At 47.1% G+C, this 20,839-nt stretch carries 20 protein-coding genes; 18 read left to right on the top strand and 2 right to left on the bottom strand.

Going from position 1 to position 20,839, the window contains the following annotated elements; all coding sequences use genetic code 11:
• The 5 genes from LUCIF_RS17625 to LUCIF_RS17605 form a co-directional block, all read left to right on the top strand.
• Window positions 1-259: transposase (locus LUCIF_RS17625; protein WP_207857313.1), on the top strand; the 259-nt coding region annotated here is incomplete at its 5' end.
• Between the two features lie 600 nt (window positions 260-859).
• Window positions 860-2,155 carry a GGDEF domain-containing protein gene (locus LUCIF_RS17620; protein WP_165866049.1) on the top strand — a complete coding sequence of 432 codons (1,296 nt, stop codon included), beginning with the start codon at window positions 860-862 and terminating at the stop codon, window positions 2,153-2,155.
• Between the two features lie 148 nt (window positions 2,156-2,303).
• On the top strand, window positions 2,304-3,020 hold the full coding sequence (locus tag LUCIF_RS17615) for a class I SAM-dependent methyltransferase (protein WP_122629199.1): 717 nt from the start codon (window positions 2,304-2,306) through the stop codon (window positions 3,018-3,020).
• Between the two features lie 116 nt (window positions 3,021-3,136).
• Entirely contained in the window at window positions 3,137-4,072 is a 936-nt protein-coding gene (locus LUCIF_RS17610; RefSeq protein ID WP_207857983.1) for a patatin-like phospholipase family protein, read from the top strand.
• A 71-nt stretch (window positions 4,073-4,143) separates the two neighbouring features.
• Window positions 4,144-5,142 carry a chymotrypsin family serine protease gene (locus LUCIF_RS17605; RefSeq protein WP_122629198.1) on the top strand — a complete coding sequence of 333 codons (999 nt, stop codon included), beginning with the start codon at window positions 4,144-4,146 and terminating at the stop codon, window positions 5,140-5,142.
• A 30-nt stretch (window positions 5,143-5,172) separates the two neighbouring features.
• On the opposite strand, the gene LUCIF_RS17600 is transcribed toward LUCIF_RS17605, so the two are convergent.
• The gene (locus tag LUCIF_RS17600; protein ID WP_122629197.1) at window positions 5,173-5,628 is read right to left on the bottom strand and encodes a spore coat protein; all 456 of its coding nucleotides are present in this window, start codon (window positions 5,626-5,628) and stop codon (window positions 5,173-5,175) included.
• Window positions 5,629-5,651: 23 nt separating this feature from the next.
• The gene (locus tag LUCIF_RS17595) at window positions 5,652-5,873 is read right to left on the bottom strand and encodes a ferritin-like domain-containing protein (RefSeq protein ID WP_122629196.1); all 222 of its coding nucleotides are present in this window, start codon (window positions 5,871-5,873) and stop codon (window positions 5,652-5,654) included.
• A gap of 244 nt (window positions 5,874-6,117) precedes the next feature.
• Between LUCIF_RS17595 and LUCIF_RS17590 the strand changes: the two genes are divergently transcribed.
• From LUCIF_RS17590 to LUCIF_RS17530, 13 genes are all read left to right on the top strand, one after another.
• Window positions 6,118-6,867: a polysaccharide deacetylase family protein gene (locus LUCIF_RS17590; RefSeq protein WP_165866048.1), complete on the top strand. Its 750-nt coding sequence runs from the start codon at window positions 6,118-6,120 to the stop codon at window positions 6,865-6,867.
• 28 nt (window positions 6,868-6,895) lie between these two features.
• Window positions 6,896-7,645, top strand: coding sequence for a response regulator (locus LUCIF_RS17585; RefSeq protein ID WP_207857981.1), 750 nt, complete (start codon window positions 6,896-6,898; stop codon window positions 7,643-7,645).
• Entirely contained in the window at window positions 7,620-9,026 is a 1,407-nt protein-coding gene (locus LUCIF_RS17580) for a HAMP domain-containing sensor histidine kinase (RefSeq protein WP_122629193.1), read from the top strand. Before LUCIF_RS17585 ends, LUCIF_RS17580 begins: the two co-directional genes overlap by 26 nt.
• 633 nt (window positions 9,027-9,659) lie before the next feature.
• Window positions 9,660-10,319 carry a hypothetical protein gene (locus tag LUCIF_RS17575; protein ID WP_207857980.1) on the top strand — a complete coding sequence of 220 codons (660 nt, stop codon included), beginning with the start codon at window positions 9,660-9,662 and terminating at the stop codon, window positions 10,317-10,319.
• Window positions 10,316-10,984: an ABC transporter ATP-binding protein gene (locus LUCIF_RS17570; protein WP_122629192.1), complete on the top strand. Its 669-nt coding sequence runs from the start codon at window positions 10,316-10,318 to the stop codon at window positions 10,982-10,984. Before LUCIF_RS17575 ends, LUCIF_RS17570 begins: the two co-directional genes overlap by 4 nt.
• A complete protein-coding gene (locus tag LUCIF_RS17565) occupies window positions 10,974-11,660 on the top strand; it encodes an ABC transporter ATP-binding protein (RefSeq protein WP_122629191.1) in 687 nt (228 codons plus the stop codon). Before LUCIF_RS17570 ends, LUCIF_RS17565 begins: the two co-directional genes overlap by 11 nt.
• A gap of 1 nt (window position 11,661) precedes the next feature.
• Window positions 11,662-14,313, top strand: a complete 2,652-nt coding sequence (locus LUCIF_RS17560; RefSeq protein WP_122629190.1) for an ABC transporter permease — start codon at window positions 11,662-11,664, stop codon at window positions 14,311-14,313.
• 237 nt (window positions 14,314-14,550) lie between these two features.
• The gene (locus tag LUCIF_RS17555) at window positions 14,551-15,156 is read left to right on the top strand and encodes a DedA family protein (protein WP_122629189.1); all 606 of its coding nucleotides are present in this window, start codon (window positions 14,551-14,553) and stop codon (window positions 15,154-15,156) included.
• Between the two features lie 43 nt (window positions 15,157-15,199).
• A complete protein-coding gene (locus LUCIF_RS17550; RefSeq protein ID WP_122629188.1) occupies window positions 15,200-15,919 on the top strand; it encodes a zinc dependent phospholipase C family protein in 720 nt (239 codons plus the stop codon).
• 16 nt (window positions 15,920-15,935) lie between these two features.
• Window positions 15,936-16,634 carry a transglycosylase domain-containing protein gene (locus LUCIF_RS17545; RefSeq protein WP_165866047.1) on the top strand — a complete coding sequence of 233 codons (699 nt, stop codon included), beginning with the start codon at window positions 15,936-15,938 and terminating at the stop codon, window positions 16,632-16,634.
• A 118-nt stretch (window positions 16,635-16,752) separates the two neighbouring features.
• Window positions 16,753-18,348, top strand: a complete 1,596-nt coding sequence (locus LUCIF_RS17540; protein WP_122629186.1) for an ArnT family glycosyltransferase — start codon at window positions 16,753-16,755, stop codon at window positions 18,346-18,348.
• A 17-nt stretch (window positions 18,349-18,365) separates the two neighbouring features.
• The gene (locus LUCIF_RS17535; RefSeq protein ID WP_122629185.1) at window positions 18,366-19,907 is read left to right on the top strand and encodes an ArnT family glycosyltransferase; all 1,542 of its coding nucleotides are present in this window, start codon (window positions 18,366-18,368) and stop codon (window positions 19,905-19,907) included.
• A gap of 43 nt (window positions 19,908-19,950) precedes the next feature.
• Window positions 19,951-20,772 (top strand): undecaprenyl-diphosphate phosphatase, encoded by an 822-nt coding sequence (locus tag LUCIF_RS17530; RefSeq protein ID WP_122629184.1) that lies wholly within the window; start codon window positions 19,951-19,953, stop codon window positions 20,770-20,772.
• Window positions 20,773-20,839 lie beyond the last annotated feature (67 nt).

The raw sequence follows: 20,839 nt of genomic DNA, 5'->3' as shown, positions 1-20,839 counted from the left end.
CAAAGAGGGAGCAAAAAACAAAACTTATTCGATGAAAATTAAATCTGGTGAGCACACCGAACAAATGGCGTTCCAGGAAAGCGAGTACTTCAAGGAAAAGGCGAAAGAGCGCTACAAGATTGAGGCTAAAAACAGTGAACTCAAACACAGGCACGGGTATGACGTAGCGTCATCTTCGGGTCTTGTTGGCATGGAGTTACAAGGGGCGATGGCGATATTTACTGTTAATATAAAGAGAATATTGAAACTGATAAAATAAGAGACAAGTTATAAAGGTTTTTCCAGATAGTAAAAGACGACCATTATCCCAAAATTGGGAATAAGGGTCGTCTTTTATTTCTTACTCTTGAGCTTTGCTCCGAAAAACTACAAGTTCTTCAGTGGCCTCGTCAATTGCGGAGTATCTTTTTTTCGATCCTTCTGCCTGGATTGTTCACCCAAAATGATTTTCATATGGTTTTCCTGCGCTACGAGCCCTGAGCCATGGACTGAAAAAACGAGTTAGCGGTTTTCTTAAAAAGGATAGGAAGTGTAAGTTTTAAAACTGCATAAAGGATTTCAGTGGGGTTTTTCGCGCCCTGCGCCATGAGCCCTGAGCCGAAAAAACGCGCTAGCGGTTTTTCTCATATTGCAGGAATTTTCCTATAGCCCACGAATAGTTCAATGTAATGATTTTAAGGTGGTTGATTCATAAGTGCTAAACGCATTCATATATTCTGCGGCGCTTAATTCAGTCATTGATTCGGTCCTGTCCGCCATTATAATTATAAATGAGGAGCATAATATCGTATCGGTTCTTATAAGCCGCCGAAATCAATCCCGTCTGAAATACTTGATAGGGAAAAACTTCTTTCGTGTCTTGAAGACCATATTTGGTGAGCAAAATGCCAATACTATCTTTAATTCATATAAAATCTGCTCATCATCACGGCAAGACGTGGAAATTATGCGATTTGCCCATAATTCACGGCAAGGATTACCGGAATATTTGTATTGGCGCTTTTCTTCCCTGCCTGATTCCGGTGGCTATATTTCTATTTTTATACAGAATATTACGGAGAATGTTCTGATTGAAGAGGAATTTACCTGTATTACCGAACAGTATGAAACGGTGAACCGTGACTTATGTGTCGCTATGACCAAGCTGGATTTTCATCTGATGGACCTTGAACAGACACACAAGCGATTAGGTGCATTATATCGCATTACTTCTATTGTTCAAAAGACTGTTAATGAAAAAGAAGTTTTAGAAGAAATACTGAATGGAATCAATCGCGAGTTGGGTTTTTGTAACATGGCGATTTTTCTTTTTGAGGAAGACAGTCAGGAACTGGTCATTAAAGGACATCGCGGGTATCGGGACAATTTGCGAATTCCTTTGGGTCAGGGTGTTATCGGCTATGCTGTCTCACTGCGGGAACTGGTTTATGTGCCGGATGCCAGACTGGAACCGCGTTATATCAAATTACACGAGGACAATGTAAGTGAAGTAGCCATTCCTTTAATCGTTGATGATAAAATCATTGGGGTTCTTGATGTAGAAACAACCCGCGAACGGGTGCTGCAGAGTTATGACCTTGACTTTTTGCGCTCTTTGGCCGGCCAAATTGCGATTACCATAGCTCATGCCAAGCATGTAGCCAAGGTAGAGAAGCTGGCCATTACGGATGGATTGACCGGGTTATACAATTACCGTTATTTTCGAACTTTACGGGAACAGGAGTTTAAGCGGGCTGTGCGGTATAAGCGCCCTTTATCCCAATTAATGATTGATATTGACTATTTTAAAAATTATAATGATGCCCATGGACATTTAATGGGGGATGAAGTGTTGCGCATGGTTGCCGGAATCCTAAAACGCAGTTGCCGCGATACTGATTTTGTTATCCGCTATGGCGGCGAAGAATTTGCTGTTTTATTGCCGGAAACAGATTTAACGGAGGCTTACACAATTGCCGAAAAAATCCGTTTATCCATCTTCACCTATTCCTTTCCCCGCAAAAATACACAACCGGATGATGCCCTTACGGTCAGCATTGGCATAGCGGGATATCCCGATGATGCTCCTTCCGATATCGAATTAACGGATCATGCGGATGCAGCATTATATTGTGCAAAACGGTCTACCCGAAATTGTGTTTGTATTTATCAATAAAATATCGAACATTATGTTTTAACACTATGATAAGGCAGGGTTTAAAATTGAGAAACTGGTACTTTATGACGAGAACCAAATGCCATCCTTATGCATAGTCCTGAAATAGCTGTACAGAAATTATGCTTTATATTGGGTGGTGCCAAAAATGACGCGTGAGATACTTGGTGATTTTAAAGCCTATTCGCTGGCGGGAACCGAACAGGAAGTAAATTTTATTGCTAACGTTTTAAACCTTCCCTTAAATGCAGCGATTCTTGATTTATATTGCGGATACGGCCGTCATGCCATAGAGTTGGCCAAACGGGGCTATCAAGTTACGGGGCTTGACGTTACACAGGATTTTCTCGATATTGCCGGACAAAAGGCACAGGAAGAGGGGGTTAGCCTTTCTTTCCGGCAATGTGATATGCGGGAACTGGATTATAATCGAAACTTTGAAGCCGTAATTAATATGTTTGCTGCTTTCGGCTATTTTACGGATGAAGAAAACGCCCATGTTTTGAATTTAATCAGCCGGGCCTTAAAACCGAAGGGATTATTTTTGATTGATCTGTTAAACCGGGAATGGATGGTTCGTAATAATCTAAACCGGTATTGGCGCCATCCGAGCGGGGAGTATGTTTTATCCTATAAAGTTGAATTACAGAATGGAATCGCTCTTATGAAACGGCAGTTAATTAATCAGGTCACCGGGAAAAAGACGCAGTATGAGTTTGTACTAAGAGCATACTCTCTGCCGGAAATTACTTCCATTCTTGTTCAGTCCGGCCTAACTTTGCTGACTACGTTTGGCGGGTTTGACGGACGGGACTATGGCGCGGATTCGCCGCGTATGATTATATTGGCCCAAAAAGAACGGTAATATAGCGCCAAAAAGAGCTTGCTGATGATCTTGTCAGATCTTATCAGGAAGCTCTTTTTTCACAGTCTTCAGTAAGCCGTCATAAGATAATGCAGAAGACTGAGAGGTGATATGCTGTGCCTATCGCTGATACAAATCATAACTTTCAACTGGCGCGAAAAAAAAAAGTGGGCTTGGCCTTAAGCGGTGGAGGAATTCGGGGGGCAACTCATATTGGCGTGTTAAAAGCCTTGACTGATTTTCATATACCCATTGATATGATTGCCGGGACGAGTGCCGGCAGTATTGTTGCTGCCCTGTTTGCCTGCGGTTTTAGTCCGCGGCAAATGCAAAAGATGGCCGATAATATTAATATAAAAGATCTAATTGACTTAAAAGTTACCGTTACAGACCTGATGAAACACGGAATGCACTGGTTATTCTCGGGAAAGTTCCGTTTCTGGTCTGTTTTACCAAACGGGTTGATTAAGGGAGATAAACTGGAACAATACTTTTCCGGCCTTTGGCAGGACCGTACCGTGCGGGACGTTATCATTCCCCTGGCAATTACTGCTGTCGATATTAATTCTGCTGATACTGTTTTTTTTGTTACACCCGTTCCAGGCAGCCGGGGAATTCCTAATGCCCGCTATTATTACAATACGACCCTTACCGAAGCGGTCAGGGCAAGTATTTCGATTCCCGGTATTTTTTCCCCCAAAAAATATCGCGGCATGAATTTAGTTGATGGAGCCGTAAAAGATAACTTACCGGTCGATATTCTGCATCATATGGGGGCTGATGTTATTATTGCCGTGGATTTGGGCTACTCCGGTCAAACGAATTATGAAATCAAATCCGTCGCTGAAATTCTGATTCAATGCACCGAAATTATAGGAAGAGAAGTGACGCTGTTCAAAGCCGAACCTTACGCTGACATTATTATTCGCCCACCGGTTTATGATATAAGCTTTAAGGATACCAAACAAATTGCTTTGTGCATTCAGCGGGGGGAAGAATCCACCCGGGAGCAGATGGGAAATATAAAAAAGGTATTAACCAAAATTAGTTAGTTTTTGTGTTGCCTATTACTATAATCCGGCATATCATACACTAAACTTCTGTTGCACAGGAGGGATTGTGTATGCATATACGCAGCACAACTGACTTGTTTCGGAACATGGAAGAGCAGGAAGATATTATTGGTGTAGGTTATGGCAACAAATGGACCCGGGGAGAAGATACAGGACAGAAAGCAATTGTTGTGTTAGTGGAAAAAAAGCGAAAAACGGGCGACCTGCGTAATCCCGTGCCAAAAAGGATCGACGGAATGGTAACCGATGTGCTGGAGGTCGGTAACATCCGTTTGTTTAATGAGGAACATACGAAAAGGTTGCGTCCGGCGCAGCCGGGAATCAGCATTGGACATTACAAGGTATCGGCCGGCACATTCGGTGCCGTAGTCCGCGACCAGGCAACCGGTGAAAAATTAATTCTTTCTAACAATCATGTCTTAGCGAATCTTACGAATGGTTTGGATGAACGTTCGAAAGTCGGTGATCCGATACTGCAACCGGGAATGTATGACGGCGGTAACAAGGAAGATTGTACGCTAGGACACTTAAAACGGTTTATTCCCGTTGCCAGGGAGATGATTGCCCCACATTGCAGAATTGCCCGTTCATTCGAGCAGGTACTGAATCGATGCATCCGACTTTTTAAACCTCATTACCGTGTACAAGTATTACGGAAAAATCCGCAAATTAACATGGTTGATTGTGCAGTGGCATCGCCAATTGACGCAGCGGACATTCTGGAAGATATCCTCGAAATTGGGCCGGTTTGCGGTATCAAGGAACCCTATGTCGGTATGCCAATCAAAAAAAGCGGCCGCAGCAGCGGAATCACTTCCGGCAATGTACTGGCTACGGATGTAACATTAAAAGTGAATGTCAGACATAATGAATACGGAATTTTTACCGATCAGATTCTGGCCGGTGCGATGAGTGCCCCGGGAGATAGCGGCTCTTTAATTTTATCGGAAGACAACTTTGCTGTTGGCCTGTTATTTGCCGGCTCTGAACAGGCAACCATGTTTAACCGGATTGACAATGTACTGACTGCATTAAATATAATGTTTTAAAAAAAGACCGCGATTGCGGTCTTTTTTTAACTAAAAGGTGGTTTTACGGGATTGATACACTCCGGATTGATGGCGGTAACGGGGCGAATCTTTGGTAAAGGTCCGGCCGCTTTGCAGCATTTCGTCGTCCTGGTCCAGTCTGGAACCGAAATTCCGGGCGCCGCTGGAAACGGCATAAGAGCTTTCGGCCCGGTAACTGTAGCCTGGGTCATATTGCGCAGAATAGCCCCGGTTCGATTGCAGGGGGGTGCGGGAAGCGGAATACCAGCCTTTCTCCTGCATGGCGTTAAATAATAATTCGCCATTTTCATGTTCATCATGCTGTAGTTGTTCAAAGGCATTGCGGACCGGTTCCGTTGCCGATTCCATAATGCCATGCTCATACATGCCGGAAATAGCCTTTTCCGTTGCCAGCAAGTCTAATAACATATCCCGGTCGGAAAGACGGTTCTGCGAGGTCTGACGATTGCGGTTTATGTAAGCCATTTTATACCATCACCTCATATTGTTTATTGATATTGATACGAACTGACCTGCCCGGAAAGCACTTGTTTGAGGGTGTCAACGTGTTGCCGCTTGTTTCTGGCAATATCCGACAGCAAATTTTTAATTTCCCGGTCCTGACACTGGTCCATATACACACTATATTTGGTTATACAGAGATTTTCCATTTGTAGTGCGTCTTCCAGGTACGCTTTTTCCTTTTGAGTTACGCTGTTAATAGAAGCCACTATACCACCTCCAAAAGCATTTTTGTATTTGCAAATGATTGTGATTTTAATATGTGCATATCAGAGCCCAAATATACTCAACTCCTTTTCACATTCTTCATTTTCGCTATGGAACACAACTTATAATTTTACGCTATTTTCCATAAGAAAATAGTGTATTTTTTGTGAACTTTTTAGGGGCTTTACGTTGTCCTATATGTAGAGCTACTGCCCATCATCCACAAACAAAACAGGAGGAATTCTATTGTTGAACCATACCAATGAATTTTTTGGCATAATCTTTTTGAGTTATGCTATCTTACCAACGGTGGCCGCACATTGTCTGCATATTGGCGTATATTGGCAGGGTGACCGGAAGTCAGAAAAAGTTGCCTTAACTTTTGATGATGGCCCGGATCCCGTTTACACACCGCAAATACTCGATATTTTAAATAAGTACAATGCCCGGGCCACCTTTTTTGTAGTAGGTAAACACGCAGAAAAATACCCCGACTTGGTTCGCCGTATCATATCCGAAGGACATACTCTTGGAATTCATGGGTACCGCCACCGGTTTGCCTGGCTGCTGGACCCCGTTTCCTCAATTCAGGAAATTAAAAAGGGAAATGAGGTAATCCGTAAAATTATTGGCAATGGGCCATTTCTTTTTCGACCGGCCTGGGGCGTTTTTAACCTCTGTTCTTTAATTTATCTTTGGTTAAGCCAAGAAAAGGCAATCCTGTGGTCTTTTTTTGCCCGGGACTGGGAAACAGGGGCAACTTCAGATTCTATTTTCAATCATGTTATCTGCCGGATTAAACCTGGTTCAGTGGTTGTTTTTCATGACCGCTGTACTAAGCCGTGGGCAGTTGAAGACGGGCCGGCCAAAACAATTCAGGCTTTGCCGGAAATCCTGGAGAGTATTCAAACCCGGGGATTGGATCCTGTTCCTGTTGAAGACCTTCTTGAATTTAAAGAAAACGGGGAGATATTGCTTGGGTATAGAGAAATATAAGTTATTGGGTTTAATGTTCTTTTAATAAATGAATGCTAAGCTGAAAACAAAGAAAATAGATCATGGCCAGCTAAGTAAGGTGGGACGAATCATGGCCGAAAAGAAGAAAATTCTTATTGTTGAAGATGAATACTCCCTTGCCAGGTCGCTGCAGCTGGAACTGGCGCATGCAGACTATCAAACTGAAATCGTCAATGATGGTCTGCTGGCTTTCCGGCGTTTTCAGGAGAAGCATTGGGATCTATTGTTACTGGACCGGATGCTGCCCGGAATGGAAGGCAGTGAACTGTGCCGGTTCATTCGGCGCAGCAGTGATATTCCGATTATCATGCTGACGGCATTGGGCGCGACAACGGATATAACAACTTCCCTGGATGGCGGTGCAGATGATTATATAACGAAACCCTTTGACTTTGAGGAACTTTTGGCCCGGATACGGGTACAATTACGGAATCATGCCGACGGAACCCGTAAAAGTCAAAGCCTGCAAATCGATGATTTGTTCATCAATCGGTCAACCCGCAAGGTAAAACGCGCTGCCGTGGAAGTGTCGTTAAGCCGCAGGGAGTTTGATCTTTTGTTTTTTCTGATGAGCAATAACGGCATGGTACTGAAGCGGGAGGTTATTCTGGACAAGGTATGGGGCTATGACTATGAAGGCGGCGCCAATGTTGTGGATGTATATATAAGCTGGCTGCGCGATAAAATTGATAAACCTTTTGGAAAAGCCTTAATTCAAACGGTTAGGGGGGTTGGTTATTCGTTGCGGGAAAAATGACCGGCGGTCCATTGCCACTACGCTGACAATATGGTACAGCGGATTGTGGCTGGTGGTTTTCGTGGTTTGCACCGTGGTGATTGTAATGAGCATGCAATATTTACTGATGCGGGACGCGGCAACCAAAACAATGGCAGGGTTGTCGATTGTACGCAATCTTGTTGTCTCGGAAAATAATGAACATACGATTCATATTGACGCCGGAGACCCCGACTTAGTCCAAGCGCTGGCGGGAGGAGTCATGTTGCAGATTACTGCCGCTAACGGACGGATTGTCAGTCGTTCGCCGGCTTTGGGAAATTCCTTTTTGCCCGCGTACACGGGGAGTCCTATCCAAACTTATTGGGGGCACGAACCGGTGTTGACAGCCGGTTTTCGTCTTCCTGACAACGGTAGGGTGCAGACCATATATCCATTGGCCGGTACTTTTCTCGTTCTGCGTACTTTGGTGCTGCTTTTTGCCATAATTAGCGGCGGAGGTTTAATTTTAACACTGGGGTTATGCTGGTTTGGCACGCGGAAAATGATGCGGCCGTTGGCCGTTTTAACCGAAACGACCCAGAGAATCACCGCATCGGATTTAAATCAACGCCTGGAACTTCGCTCCTCTTATAAGGAAATGGCTGCTTTGACAGCTACCTTTAATGAAATGCTGGAACGGTTGGAAATTAGTTTTCGCAACCAGCAGGAATTCGTCGCTTTTGCCTCACATGATTTGCGTACTCCGTTAACGATCATTAAAAATTACACCCACATTTTGAGCAATTGGGGCCTGTCTGATCCGGCGGTATGCCGGGAAGCTCTTGAATCCATCCAAAAGACGATAGCAACAACAGAACGCTGGGTGAACGATCTGCTGCTGCTGCTGGAGGTTCAAGGCAGCCATTTTATAGAACAGGAGAGGTTTCCTATTGATACAATGCTGGAAGAAATTGTAGAGGAGGCAAGATTATTGGCTGGTGCTTCGATCATAACCTGCCATACCGAACCGGCAACAGTGGCCGCAAATTCTGATTATATCAGACGGGCGTTATGGGCTTTGCTGGATAACGCTATTAAATACAGCGGTCCGGAGGGACAGGTCGCAGTAAACGCGCGGATTGACCGGGAATTGAATACCTGCCGTATTACGGTAACGGATTCAGGGCCCGGAATTAGTGAGAAAGAACGGGAACGGATTTTTCAGCCTTTTTACCGCAGCAAAAAGCAAGCGGCCAAACAAGGGCACGGATTGGGACTAGCCCTGGTCCGCGCTGTTCTGACGGCCTTTAACGGACGGATTTATGTTGAAAGTGGGCCGGGCAAAGGCAGTTCGTTTGTTGCTGTTTTACCATTGGCGGCGGATCAAGTATTAGACAAGAAAGACCCAATGGGTCTTTAAGTGGAAGGAAAGTATTTTACTTTTCGGTGTTTTAAAAGAAAAACGCTTTTATTCAGAAACAACCCGAAAAGTTATACTTTCCGATCCCATAAAAAATCCTCACCGGAAAAGATGTTATAGCTATCATACCGGCCGGATTATCTAGTTAAGCCGGCCGTTAACATATATATTTCAAGGGAAAGGAGGAGGTTATCATCAACGTTTCTAATCCTTCTTTACTGACGCGGTCCGGGCCTATCCAGCAATCCCAATATGCAGCTCATAACGCGGCGGAGAAGTTACGCGACAACGACGGCGACTATGATCATGGCACAGGTCAGGACGATGTTGTCAAAACAAGAAATCTGCAGTCCGCTGCTCAACCGCATTTAGGAAGCAAAATCAACCTTTATGCTTAACAGAGAAGAAATATCAGGAGATAAAACTCCTGATATTTTTTTGCGCGATTAGAACGATTAAGCTTTGGACAATCGTTTAATGCTGAATTTTATCGGCTTTAATATTGTTTTAATGGTTGGTTGCTAAATTTAATTCAGAGAAGATGAATTCCCCCGTTTATCATTGTGACAAGAAAGGATGATAAAAAATATACCTTTGGCTAATACCACTGTAAAAAACGAAAGGAAGGATAAAATGGATAAATCGTTTATTTCGTGTAACCATAAGTTGTTTTGGGCGGCAGTTCTGATTGCTATTTTGACAATAATGAGCGGATGCCAATCATCCAAAACACAGACTTTGCCTAACGTGTCGTTGCAGAAATCCGCTCCAGCGGCTCCAGTTAAGGCTCAAAACGCGGAGAAACCCTTGCCGCCGGAGACGCATCCCTTTGGCGATATACCGGATTCTCAGACATTTGTGAAATATAACTCTGCCGATGGGCGATATTCTATAAAAGTGCCCGAAGGATGGTCGCGTACTGTGAAAGGCGGCAGTGCCGTCTTTGTCGATAAATTTGACGGCGTTAATATTGACATTACCGCGGCTGCTGTTCCGCCGACGGTAAAAAGCGTTCAGTCCGGGGCGGCGGCGGATCTTGAGCGGCACGGCCGGGCGGTAACCATAGACAAGGTGCTTGCTGTAAAGCTTCCCGGCGGTTCGTCCGTTGAGGTGGATTTCAGTTCCAATTCTGCGTCGGACCCTGTGACCGGCCGGCAAGTACGGCTGGAAAACAAGCGGTATTACTTTTTCCGCAATGGGAAAGAGGTTGCATTAACGCTATGGGCTCCTCAGGGCGCCGATAATGTTGATCAATGGAAGACCATAGCGGAAAGCTTTGGGTGGAATCTATGAGCTTTGTTTTGAATGCCTGGGATTTGTACCGGTTTTATCATACGGCGGAGTCGGAAGTCCTGGCGGTACGCGGCGTAAGTTTAAAAGTTACCGCCGGAGAAATGGTGGCGGTCATGGGCCCGTCGGGCAGCGGCAAATCGACTTTGCTGAACTGTCTGTCAGGAATCGATGAACCCGACGGCGGTTATGTTGAAATCATGGGACAACGTATTACCCGCAAAGCCGAACGGGAAAGAGCGGCGATACGGGCCAAACATATTGGCATTTTATTGCAAAAAGAAAATTTAATTCCACATTTGACGGTGAAAGAAAATATCTGTTTGCAAATGGCGTTGGCGGGTCAAATTGATTATAAGAGAATCGAAGAGTTGCTGGGCGAGTTAGGCATGATTGAGCGTCAATATGCTTATCCCCGCCAGTTGTCCGGCGGGGAAAATGCCCGCGCCGGCTTGGCGGTTGCGTTAGCGTCAGACCCTGCTTTATTGCTGGCCGATGAACCGACCGGAGAGGTAGACCGGAAAACGGAGGAATTAATATTGGATTTGCTTGCCGCTAAGTGTAAACAGGGTTTGACGGCCATTACTTCTACGCACAGCTTGATAATCGCCGCGCGGGCAGACCGGATCGTAGCATTGCAGGATGGGAGGATAAACGATGCAGGCTGAAATAAACGGAATTGATAAGAAAAATTTGGTTGAGGCCTTTGCCGTTTCGTGTACTTACCACGCGGGCGACAGTTGTGTGGCGGCGGTTGCCGATGTATCCTGCGCGATCGCTGCCGGACAGCGTATTGCTTTAGTCGGGGCGTCAGGCAGCGGAAAGACTAGTCTGCTGCATCTTCTGGGCGGGCTTATTTCGCCAACCGCCGGTACGGTCAGGTGGCCGGCCATGGAGACGAAGCAAGCGAATTTACTGCGGAGCAGGTCCTTTATCTTTCAAAATCCCAGTTTGCTGCCGCCCTTAACCATATTGGAAAATACGGAATTACCCATGCTCTTGACCGGGGAGGGGGAAGCCCTAGCCCGCCTAAGAGCACAAAATGAATTAGAACAAGTGGGAATGATAGCTCTGGCCAATAAATTACCGGAGGAACTTTCCGGCGGACAGGCGCAGAGAGTCGCCGCTGCCCGGGCTCTATCGATTCGGCCGGCGCTATTATTGGCGGATGAGCCGACCGGGCAATTGGACCGGCAAACAGGCCTGGAATTGATTGACAGAATTCTGCGGGCTGCCGATTATACAGGGGCGGCAGTAATTATTGCTACCCATGACGAGGATGTGGCGGCCCGAATGCAAAGGATCTGGCGAATGAGTCGAGGCAAATTGGAGGTGGATCATTAGGATGTATATAGCCTGGCTTAAAGGTTTGGTTTATAGTTATTGGAAGCGGCTGGCCGGCGGGGCCGGCGGCGTAGCAATCACGGTGATGCTTTTGGGAACTATGGGATTATTCATTGAAGCGGGCGTAAGTACAATGACAGCCCGCGCCATTGCGGAAATGCCGGTGGATTGGCAGATCCAGCTGGCGCGCGGCGCAGATGCGTTAGCCGTCATGAAAGTTGTGCAAAAAACAGTACCCACGAAAGCAGCGGTTGTAGTAGATTATGCCAAAGTAGCCGGTTTTCGGTCCTGTACCGGGCAAACGGTGCAGACAACCGGAGCGGGGATAGTCGTTGGGCTGCCGTCTGATTATCAAAAGGCTTTTCCGCAAGAAGTCCGCCTGCTTGTCGGACAAAAGGACGGGGTACTGCTGGCCCAACAAACAGCGGCTAACCTGCATGTAAAAATTGGTGATCCCGTAATTGTCAATCGTTACGGTATTTCCCCGGTGACCTTAAAAGTAGCCGGCATAGTGGATATGCCTTATGCGGATTCTTTTTTTCAGCGGGTCGGTCTGGCGCCCGGGGCGGCTCCGCAAGCTCCGCCGGATAATGTTGTTTTAGTTCCCCGGCGGGTATGGCGCGGTTTTTTTGCCGGCTCGTCCCTGGCTTATGAGAAGAATGTTTATCAACAACTGCACATCAAGCTGGCCGGTCCGTTTGCGTCGGATCCATCACTTGCCGGACGGCAAGCTATCTATACGGCGAATCATGTTGAAGCAGCTCTGGCCGGCGCCGGAATTGTCGGCAACAATTTGGCGGCCCGTTTAAATGGAGTAAGGGCAGATGCAGAATACGCCAAAGTGTTATTTTTGTTTTTAGGTTTGCCAGGAACGGCGGCAGCGGTTATACTGACATTGTCGGTGATCCATTCCGGAGCTTTGCGGCGGCGTAAAGAGCAGGCATTGCTAAAAATACGGGGAGCAACTCAGAGCAGGATTTTTAGTTTGGCAACAATAGAGGCGTTATTGACAGCTGTCGCCGGAGTGACCGTTGGCCTCTGGGCGACATGGGGAATTCAGAAACTGCTTGATCCCAATGCCGGCGGAATGGCAGCGGTTATTTGGCCTTGGCTGGTGGCGGGGGCCGGCGGGCTTTTGCTGGCCGTTGCCGCGGTATTATTGCCGGCCTGGCAAAACAGCCGGAAGATGAACAGTACGGCGGCCAGGGCAGACATTGGTCCGGAATGTGTGCCGGTTTGGCAAAAACTGTATCTCGATCTCTTTTGTATATTGGGAGCGGTTCTTATATTTTGGCAATCCGCTGCCGGTGGATACCAACTAGTGCTGGCGCCCGAGGGAGTTCCACAAACAGCTGTCAATTATTTTGCCTTTTTGGCGCCATTTCTTCTGTGGATTGGGGGAATACTATTTTTGGCCCGCTGTTTTGATATCCTTTTTTCCCGGGGTAAGGGCATTTTAGCTAAATTGTTCCGGCCGCTAGCCGGACGGTTGGCGTATTTAGCGGCTGCCTCGCTAATAAGGCAGCGCCGGCTGATTGTAAGGACGATCGCACTGGTAAGTCTGACCGTAGCCTTCGCGGTATCAACGGCAATTTTCAATACCACTTATCAGGGACAGACCCTGGTAGATGCCGAGTTGACAAATGGCGCTGATGTTACCGTGTTTGGCACGCCAGCCGCGCCGGCCGGCCAACGCCTGACTGCGCTTCGCGGGATATCCGGTGTAATGGCGGCGCAAGCCATGCAGCACCGCTATGCCTATGTGGGACACGATCTGCAGGATTTATACGGTATCGATCCATTGCATCTAGGCGACGCGACCCATTTATCAAATGCCTATTTCTATGGAGCCGGGGCCGTGAAAATGATGCGGACTTTGGCGGCGGAACCCGACGGAATTTTGGTCTCTGCCGAAACGGCCCGGGACTATCAACTTCATCCCGGAGATATCATCAGAGTTCGGCTGCAAAATGGCGCCGACCGGCAATATCATGCCATACTGTTTCATTTTATCGGCATTGTCAAGGAATTCCCGACAGCGCCCAAGGATAGCTTTTTAGTGGCAAATGCTTCGTATATTGAGTCTAAAACAGGCCTGGGCGGAAAAGAATTTGTATTGTTAAAGACAAGTGCCGATCCGGTGAAGGTCGCGGTGCAAGCGCGTAGGATTACGGCTGATTTACCCGGCGCCGTCGTCAAGGATATCACCCAGGCGAAAAAGACCGCAGGTTCCAGTCTTACTGCCATTAATTTGCAGGGATTGACCAATTTGGAATTGAGTTTGGCCATTCTGCTTATTGCCGGTGCGACGGGATTGGTTTTTGTGTTGCAGATGGCGGAGCGGCGGCGGTCGTTTGCCATCCTTTCGGCTCTGGGCGCAAACCCGGCGCAAACCGGCGGCTTTTTGTGGAGTGAAGGGTTAACAATTCTAATCGGCGGTGGCGCCGCAGGCTGCCTGCTGGGAATAATCATAGCGGGGATGCTGGTTAAATTGATGACAGGAGTATTTGATCCTCCTCCAGACGCGCTGAGCATTCCTTACGGTTATTTGTTTTTCGCCGCATTCGCAGCTGTGTCTGCTACTTTTGCTGCGGTTACCACCGCCAAAATGATTGCAGGACGGAATGTAGTCGACCTTTTGCGCGAAATGTAAAAATCCCAATTAAATAGCGAGGTCAACATCCATACGGGCGGGCATTTTTTTCCGGTGCGGCTAGCCATGTTTTAAGCGAGGGGGCGCTGACAGGGCAGCGGTAAGACGGGCTATGGGAAAAACCCGCTCGCTTGTATTTTTATTTTTAAAAATGAAATTTGTGAACTTTTGAGTAGCCAATTTTGTCTATACTTATTGATAGAAAAAATTAGGCGACTATTTGGAGGGAAATACACGATGGATTCATTCTATCAGCTGATCATGAACTACATTGATATATGGGGCTATACGGCAATTGTCATTGCCATGGCGATGGAAAGCGCCTGTCTGCCGGTACCGAGCGAGTTGGTTTTCGGGTTCGCCGGCTATTTGGTTTTCCTGGGACATTTAAACTTTGCTGCGGTACTGTTAGCCGGAGTAGCCGGCGGTCTGGCAGGGTCGATCGTTGCCTATCTTGTCGGCTACTACGGCGGACAGCCGTTTGTCGCCAGATACGGCCGTTATATTCTGCTGTCGAAAAAGCATGTGGCCATAGCCCAGCGCTGGTTTGACCGCTATGGACTGCAAGCGGTATTTTTCAGTCGGATGCTGCCGGTAGTGCGCACCTTTATTTCACTGCCGGCCGGCTTTGCCGGGGTGGATTTCGTGAGGTTTGTCGTGCTCACGATCCTGGGGTCCATTCCCTGGACGGCGGCCTTAATTTATGCCGGAATGTTATTAGGAGAAAACTGGGAGCAAATCGATGTGATCGGTCACCGGGCCAGTCTGGTGGTCTTGGCCGGCTTACTCGTGCTAGGCATTTATTTTTGGCGGAAAAAGCGCGAGGAATACAGTACGGAATAAACAGCCGCAGCCTTCTACGGGAGACATTTGACGGGAGGAAAATATGGAACTTGAGCTGCTTGTGGATAAAGCGAAGCTTGGCCTTGTTAACGGAATTCAGCTAATGTTGACGGTGGCCGGGCCCTTGCAAAAAATGATTAATCAACCGGGGATAACCCACGAGTTTTGCAATAATCAGGCCGTAACGATTCTACAGCGCGATGGGTTGACTACGGTGGCGGATTTTTTTGCCAGGTTCCGAAGGGAACTGAATCATGGTTCCAACTGGGCGGATCAAGGCTGGAAAAATGTCGGCCATTATATGCGGCAGGAAGAAAAAGGCCTGTGGCGTTTTCCCTGCGCCCTGGAAGTGTTTGATCAATATTGGCGACAGGCGGCTAAAAATATCCATGCCGGCAATGTGGCGTCAGCCATGTTTCATCTTGGCGCGGCCACCCATATTGTACAGGATATGTGCGTTCCTCATCACGCGCGCGGAAAAATATTAGCCGGCCACCGGCATTATGAAAATTGGGTAAAACAGCGGTATGACCAATATGGACTAAATTCCGGGGGAATGTATTGCGACGGGCGGGAGCCGGGAAATTTTCTTCTAAGCAATGCCGCTGTCAGCGCCGATTTGCTGGGCTGGGTCAGCCTTGACCAGCGGGAGGATTATTTCCATAAAGCTACGGAGATCCTTTTGCCGTTGGCGCAACAGACAACATCCGGCTTGTTTCTGGCGTTTTATGAGCAGGTGTGCAAGCCAGCGTATTCTTTCTAAGGAATGGACCGGTAAAATGGGTAAAATATTATTCAAGATATTTTTATTGTTAGCCGCTGCGGCAGCAATTGTTATTGCCATCGTCGTCATTGACCGGCAGCCATTGGTAAAAGCCCTGCCTGAACTGGTTAAATCCAACGTACAGGAGCATGGGTCGGTTTGGGTTCCGTTATCTCAGATACCTCAGGCTCTACAGGAAGCCATTATCGACACCGAAGACCGCAGTTTTTATACCAATCCAGGCATAAGCTTTGCAGGAACGGCACGTTCCCTGGTCATTGATTTGATGAGCGGCAGTTATTCGGAGGGAGGCAGCACCCTAACCCAACAACTGGCCAGACAGTATTTTCTGACTGACCGGAAAACTATCTCCCGCAAGGTAAAAGAAGCGATTCTGGCAGTGATGATTACCAATAATTTTTCCAAACGGGAAATCCTGACGATGTATTTAAATAGTGTTTATTTCGGTCACGGCGCCTGGGGCATCCATGCCGCTGCCGGAGTTTTCTTTAATAAACCGGCGGCTCAACTGAATTTTGCCCAGTGTACTTTATTGGCCGGATTACCGCAAGCTCCCAGTTATCTTGACCCGTTTACCAATTACCGGGCGGCGCGGATCCGCCAGACCGAAGTGCTGCGGTCGATGATCGAGGCCGGTGACCTTAGTCCGGAAATGGCCTCCAGGATATGGCATATGCCACTTAACCTGCGTTAAAATTTGCTAAGAAAATAAGAATAATTTCTAACTCTTCCGGGTTAGTTTATATATATATATATATCGTGAGTAACGTCTCGAATTTACAATATAGTTGATATAGATTGGAGCGAAGCATTTGAAGAACATTCGGGTATTCTTAATTTTTCTGGCGGCGGCTCTCTTTTATCTTCTCTTTAACTCGCATATTCCAATAACCGATCCGGTGGAAGGAAACTATGCGTTAACCGCCAAGGAAATGCTGACAAGCGGTGACTGGCTTTCACCCCGGATATACGGACAATTTTGGTATGACAAGCCGGCTATGATCTACTGGCTTATCCTTATCAGCTACAAGCTTTTTGGCGTGAATGAATTTGCCGCAAGGTTTCCGCCGGCCATCTTTAGCGCCTTCAGTGTTGCTTTTCTCTATTGGTTCGCCGACAGAATCTATAACCGGCGCGTTGCTCTTTGGAGCGCTGTTGTTTTGGCTACATCGCTTGAATACTGGATTTTAGCCAAACTGGTAATTACGGATGCAGTACTATTTTTTTTCACCAGTGTTTCGATGGCGGCGTACTATTTAGGATTACTGGGGCAGGGGCGCAAATGGTATTTTGTGGCTTATAGCGCGGTAGCGCTGGCCGTGTTAACTAAGGGGCCGGTTGGTATCGTGCTGCCGGGGTTAACCATCTTTGTTTATAGCGCGGTCACTCGACGCTGGGAGCTGTTACGGGATTTGTTTAAGATATCAAGATTGGTAGTGTTCTTTTTAGTAGCTGCCCCCTGGTATCTTTATATGTACAAAATGCATGGAAGCGTCTTTATCGACACTTTTTTTGGCCTTCATAACTATATACGGGCGACGGTATCCGAGCATCCTCAATATAATGTATTTTATTATTACCTGGTGTTGTTTCCGGTCATGCTGCTGCCATGGACAGGCATTTTCCTGCGGATGGCGGTGAAACTTATCAAAGAGATCCGTTCGGAACATATACTGTATTTGCTTATTTGGGCGGCGGTGATTATTGTTTTTTATACGGCAATGGCTACCAAATATCCAACCTATGTTTTTCCGGCAGTTTTTCCGGTAGCCATTCTTATGGGACGGCATCTGGAGTCCATGCTGTGTTCCGGCGGACGGAAACAGTGGCTGTGGCTGACCATCCCGGCCCTTATGCTGTTTACGATTATGGGAACCGGCGTCAGAATCTTATCGCCAACGCAGGACTGGAAACTTGTTTATGCGATACTGGCTATTAGCTTCATTGCAATTCTTGTGGTGCAATATAAAAGTTCGGGCAGCCAGATACTCAGATCAGTGACCGCTTCCACGGTAATTGTAATCTTACTGTTGAATAGTCAGGTGTTTCCTTACTATGCGGATACAAGGTCGGCGAAACGCATAGCGGAACAATTGCCGGAAACGAAGGCAACGGTTGCCGCTTATGGCGATTATCCAACGTCGGCCGTGTTTTACAGCGGGTACAGGCTGCCGGAATTGGTTAATAACAGCGGCGGACTTGTTCCGAAGGGCGCCTGGGCCGGCAAATATACAATGCCGAGAGAAACAGTGGGCGATTTCGCGCGGAAAACACACCATAATAAGGATACCTACATTATTGTTAAACACGCCCAACTTAAAGAATTCCAAAAAACCATTCTTGTAAAAGAATTTGTCCCTGTCTTCACCCACGCCGAATTCATTTTATTTAAAGGGAAATATAACTAACTGTTGGAGGGTTCTAAGTGCGATTAGGAAAAAGTTTTTGGCTACTGGTTATTTTAACGGCGATAACGGTTTTTGTATGTCTTGGCCGGCCGCCGCTCCTGGATCCGGACGAGCCGGTCTATGGAGAGACGCCTAAAGAAATGATCCTGTACCACGATTATCTTTCGCCCAGGATATACGGCCAGGTTTGGTATGATAAGCCGCCAATGTATTACTGGCTTGTGGCGGCGTCTTACAAAACTTTCGGCATTAATGAATTTGCGGCGCGGTTTCCCTCCGCCTTGCTGGCGGTAGCCGGTGTTGTCCTGGTATATCTGGCGGGAACGAAGCTTTTTAATCAACGCGCCGGGATTGCCGGCGGACTGGTACTGGCAACTTCCCTGGAATATTTTTATCTGGGAAAGGCCGCCGTCACCGACATCACCCTGACGCTGTTTCTTTCGGCTTCCTTGCTTTGTTTCTTATTGCGACGATACTATCTCTTTTATTTCTTCGCCGCCTTGGCCACCTTGACCAAGGGCCCGATCGGTTTTTTGTTTCAAGGGGCGATTATTCTCATCTGGCTGGCTCTTACCAGGCGGTTTGGGGAACTGAAACAGATGAAGATTCCGGCCGGAATTGCTATCTTCGCTATTGTGGCCGGGCCCTGGTATTGGCTTATGTATCAAATTCACGGAGCAGCGTTTATTAATGGTTTTATCGGCATTAACAACATTGTCCGCTTTACAACGGCTGAACATGCCAGGACCTCCGGGTGGTATTTCTTTATCCCGGTTCTGATTCTCGGCTTCTTTCCGTGGACATCCGTGCTGGTACAGGCTGTAAGGTCGTCCTTAACCACAAAGGGGACGGGCGAATACTCTTCTTTGTTGTTCTTAAATATCTGGGCGGCTTTTATTTTCTTTTTCTTTTCCATCTCCCAGACAAAGCTGGTAACCTATATTCTGCCCGTATTTCCGCCGTTGGCGATGCTTGTGGGCTGGTATCTTGACCGTTGTGAGCGAAATTACCGGTTGAAGGGGGAAGGGCTTGTCTGGCCGGTCGTTTTGACGCTGCTTTGTATGGTGCTGCTTGGCGGTATTGCAGTGGGAATCAAAGTCCTGCCGGCGATAAAGGCCGGCGCCATTGGGATAGGGCTTGTTTTAATTCTGATGACGATCGCGACCTGGTATTTCCTGCGGCGGAGAAAGGTGCTGAGTGCTGTTTGGGGGCAAGCCGCCGGCATGGCATTGGTTTCCGTAATCATAGTGACGCTCCTGATGCCGCCGGTTGCGGATTCTTTAAGTATGCGGGCGACTTCCCAACGTTTTACCGCCAGTTATGACGGCACATCTCCCGTTTATGTGCTGAAGTTCCTGCACCCCGGCTTTACTTTTTACACAGGTGTATGCGGGCAGGAAATCAATTCATTAGAGGAGATAAAACGGGTCATTCATAAGCAGGAGAGGGCATATTTGGTTATCAAAGAGTCGCAATATCAAGACTTGAATAAAGGGGAAAAGGGGGCACTTACCATTTTGGCGCAGGCGGGAAATAAGCTGTTGCTAATCAAGCCTTAGTTTGTGGTGGTAGAGAAGGAACAAAAAATTAGGAGGAATTACTATGTCTGTAATCCAAACTCTTATATTTGCCGTTGTTCAGGGTCTTACGGAACTTTTTCCAATCAGCAGTGTCGCCCATGGGGTTTTAACTCCCTATTTTCTGCATTGGAATTTAAGTCCGGAATTTCTTAAAGAACATTTTTTGCCATTCGTAGTTATGCTGCATCTGGGAACAGCTACTGCGCTGCTGTTGTATTTTGGTACGGAATGGATCTCAATCATTGCCTCATTGTTCTCAAAACAGAATAACGAAGCAAGAAAATTATTATTCCTCATAATCGTCGGGACGTTTCCGGCCGCATTGATCGGGTTAATCCTGGAACACCCGATTCGCCATCTGTTCAGCAATGTCACCAATGCAGCGATTTTCTTGATAATCAACGGGTTTCTACTTTATTGGGGCGAAAAAATGCGCAATAAGGGCCAAAGAAACATTCGTGATTTAAATTACAAGCAGGCAGCTGTTATCGGGCTGTTTCAATCGCTGGCGCTTATTCCCGGATTTTCCCGGTCCGGAGCAACCATGACGGCGGGCTTTTGGGCAGGATTAAAACATGAAGAATCGGCGCGATTCTCTATGCTTCTCGCCACCCCTATAATTGCCGGAGCCGGTGTTCTCGAAGTTCCTAAACTGCTGCATGCGGGACTGGGCAATTTGTTTCAGATTTCGCTCTTGGGCGGAGTAGCATCTGGAATTGCGGCTTTTCTCAGTGTCTGGATTTTAATGAAGTGGTTCCGGGTTAATGAGGTTACCGCCATGCGTCCTTTCGCCTGGTACTGCTGGATCCTTGGCGCAGGCATATTGATAAGTCAGTTTATCTAAACAGGGAATACTGACAAGGGTTTTACTTATACTAAAACAGTCAGTTTTGTAATTACTCCGATTTGGC

The organism is Allolucifera butyrica (assembly GCF_900476375.1).
Taxonomy (GTDB): domain Bacteria; phylum Bacillota; class Negativicutes; order Sporomusales; family UPPP01; genus Lucifera; species Lucifera butyrica.
Note: the sequence above shows the minus strand (reverse complement) of the source record. Positions and strands in the feature narration are given on the sequence as shown.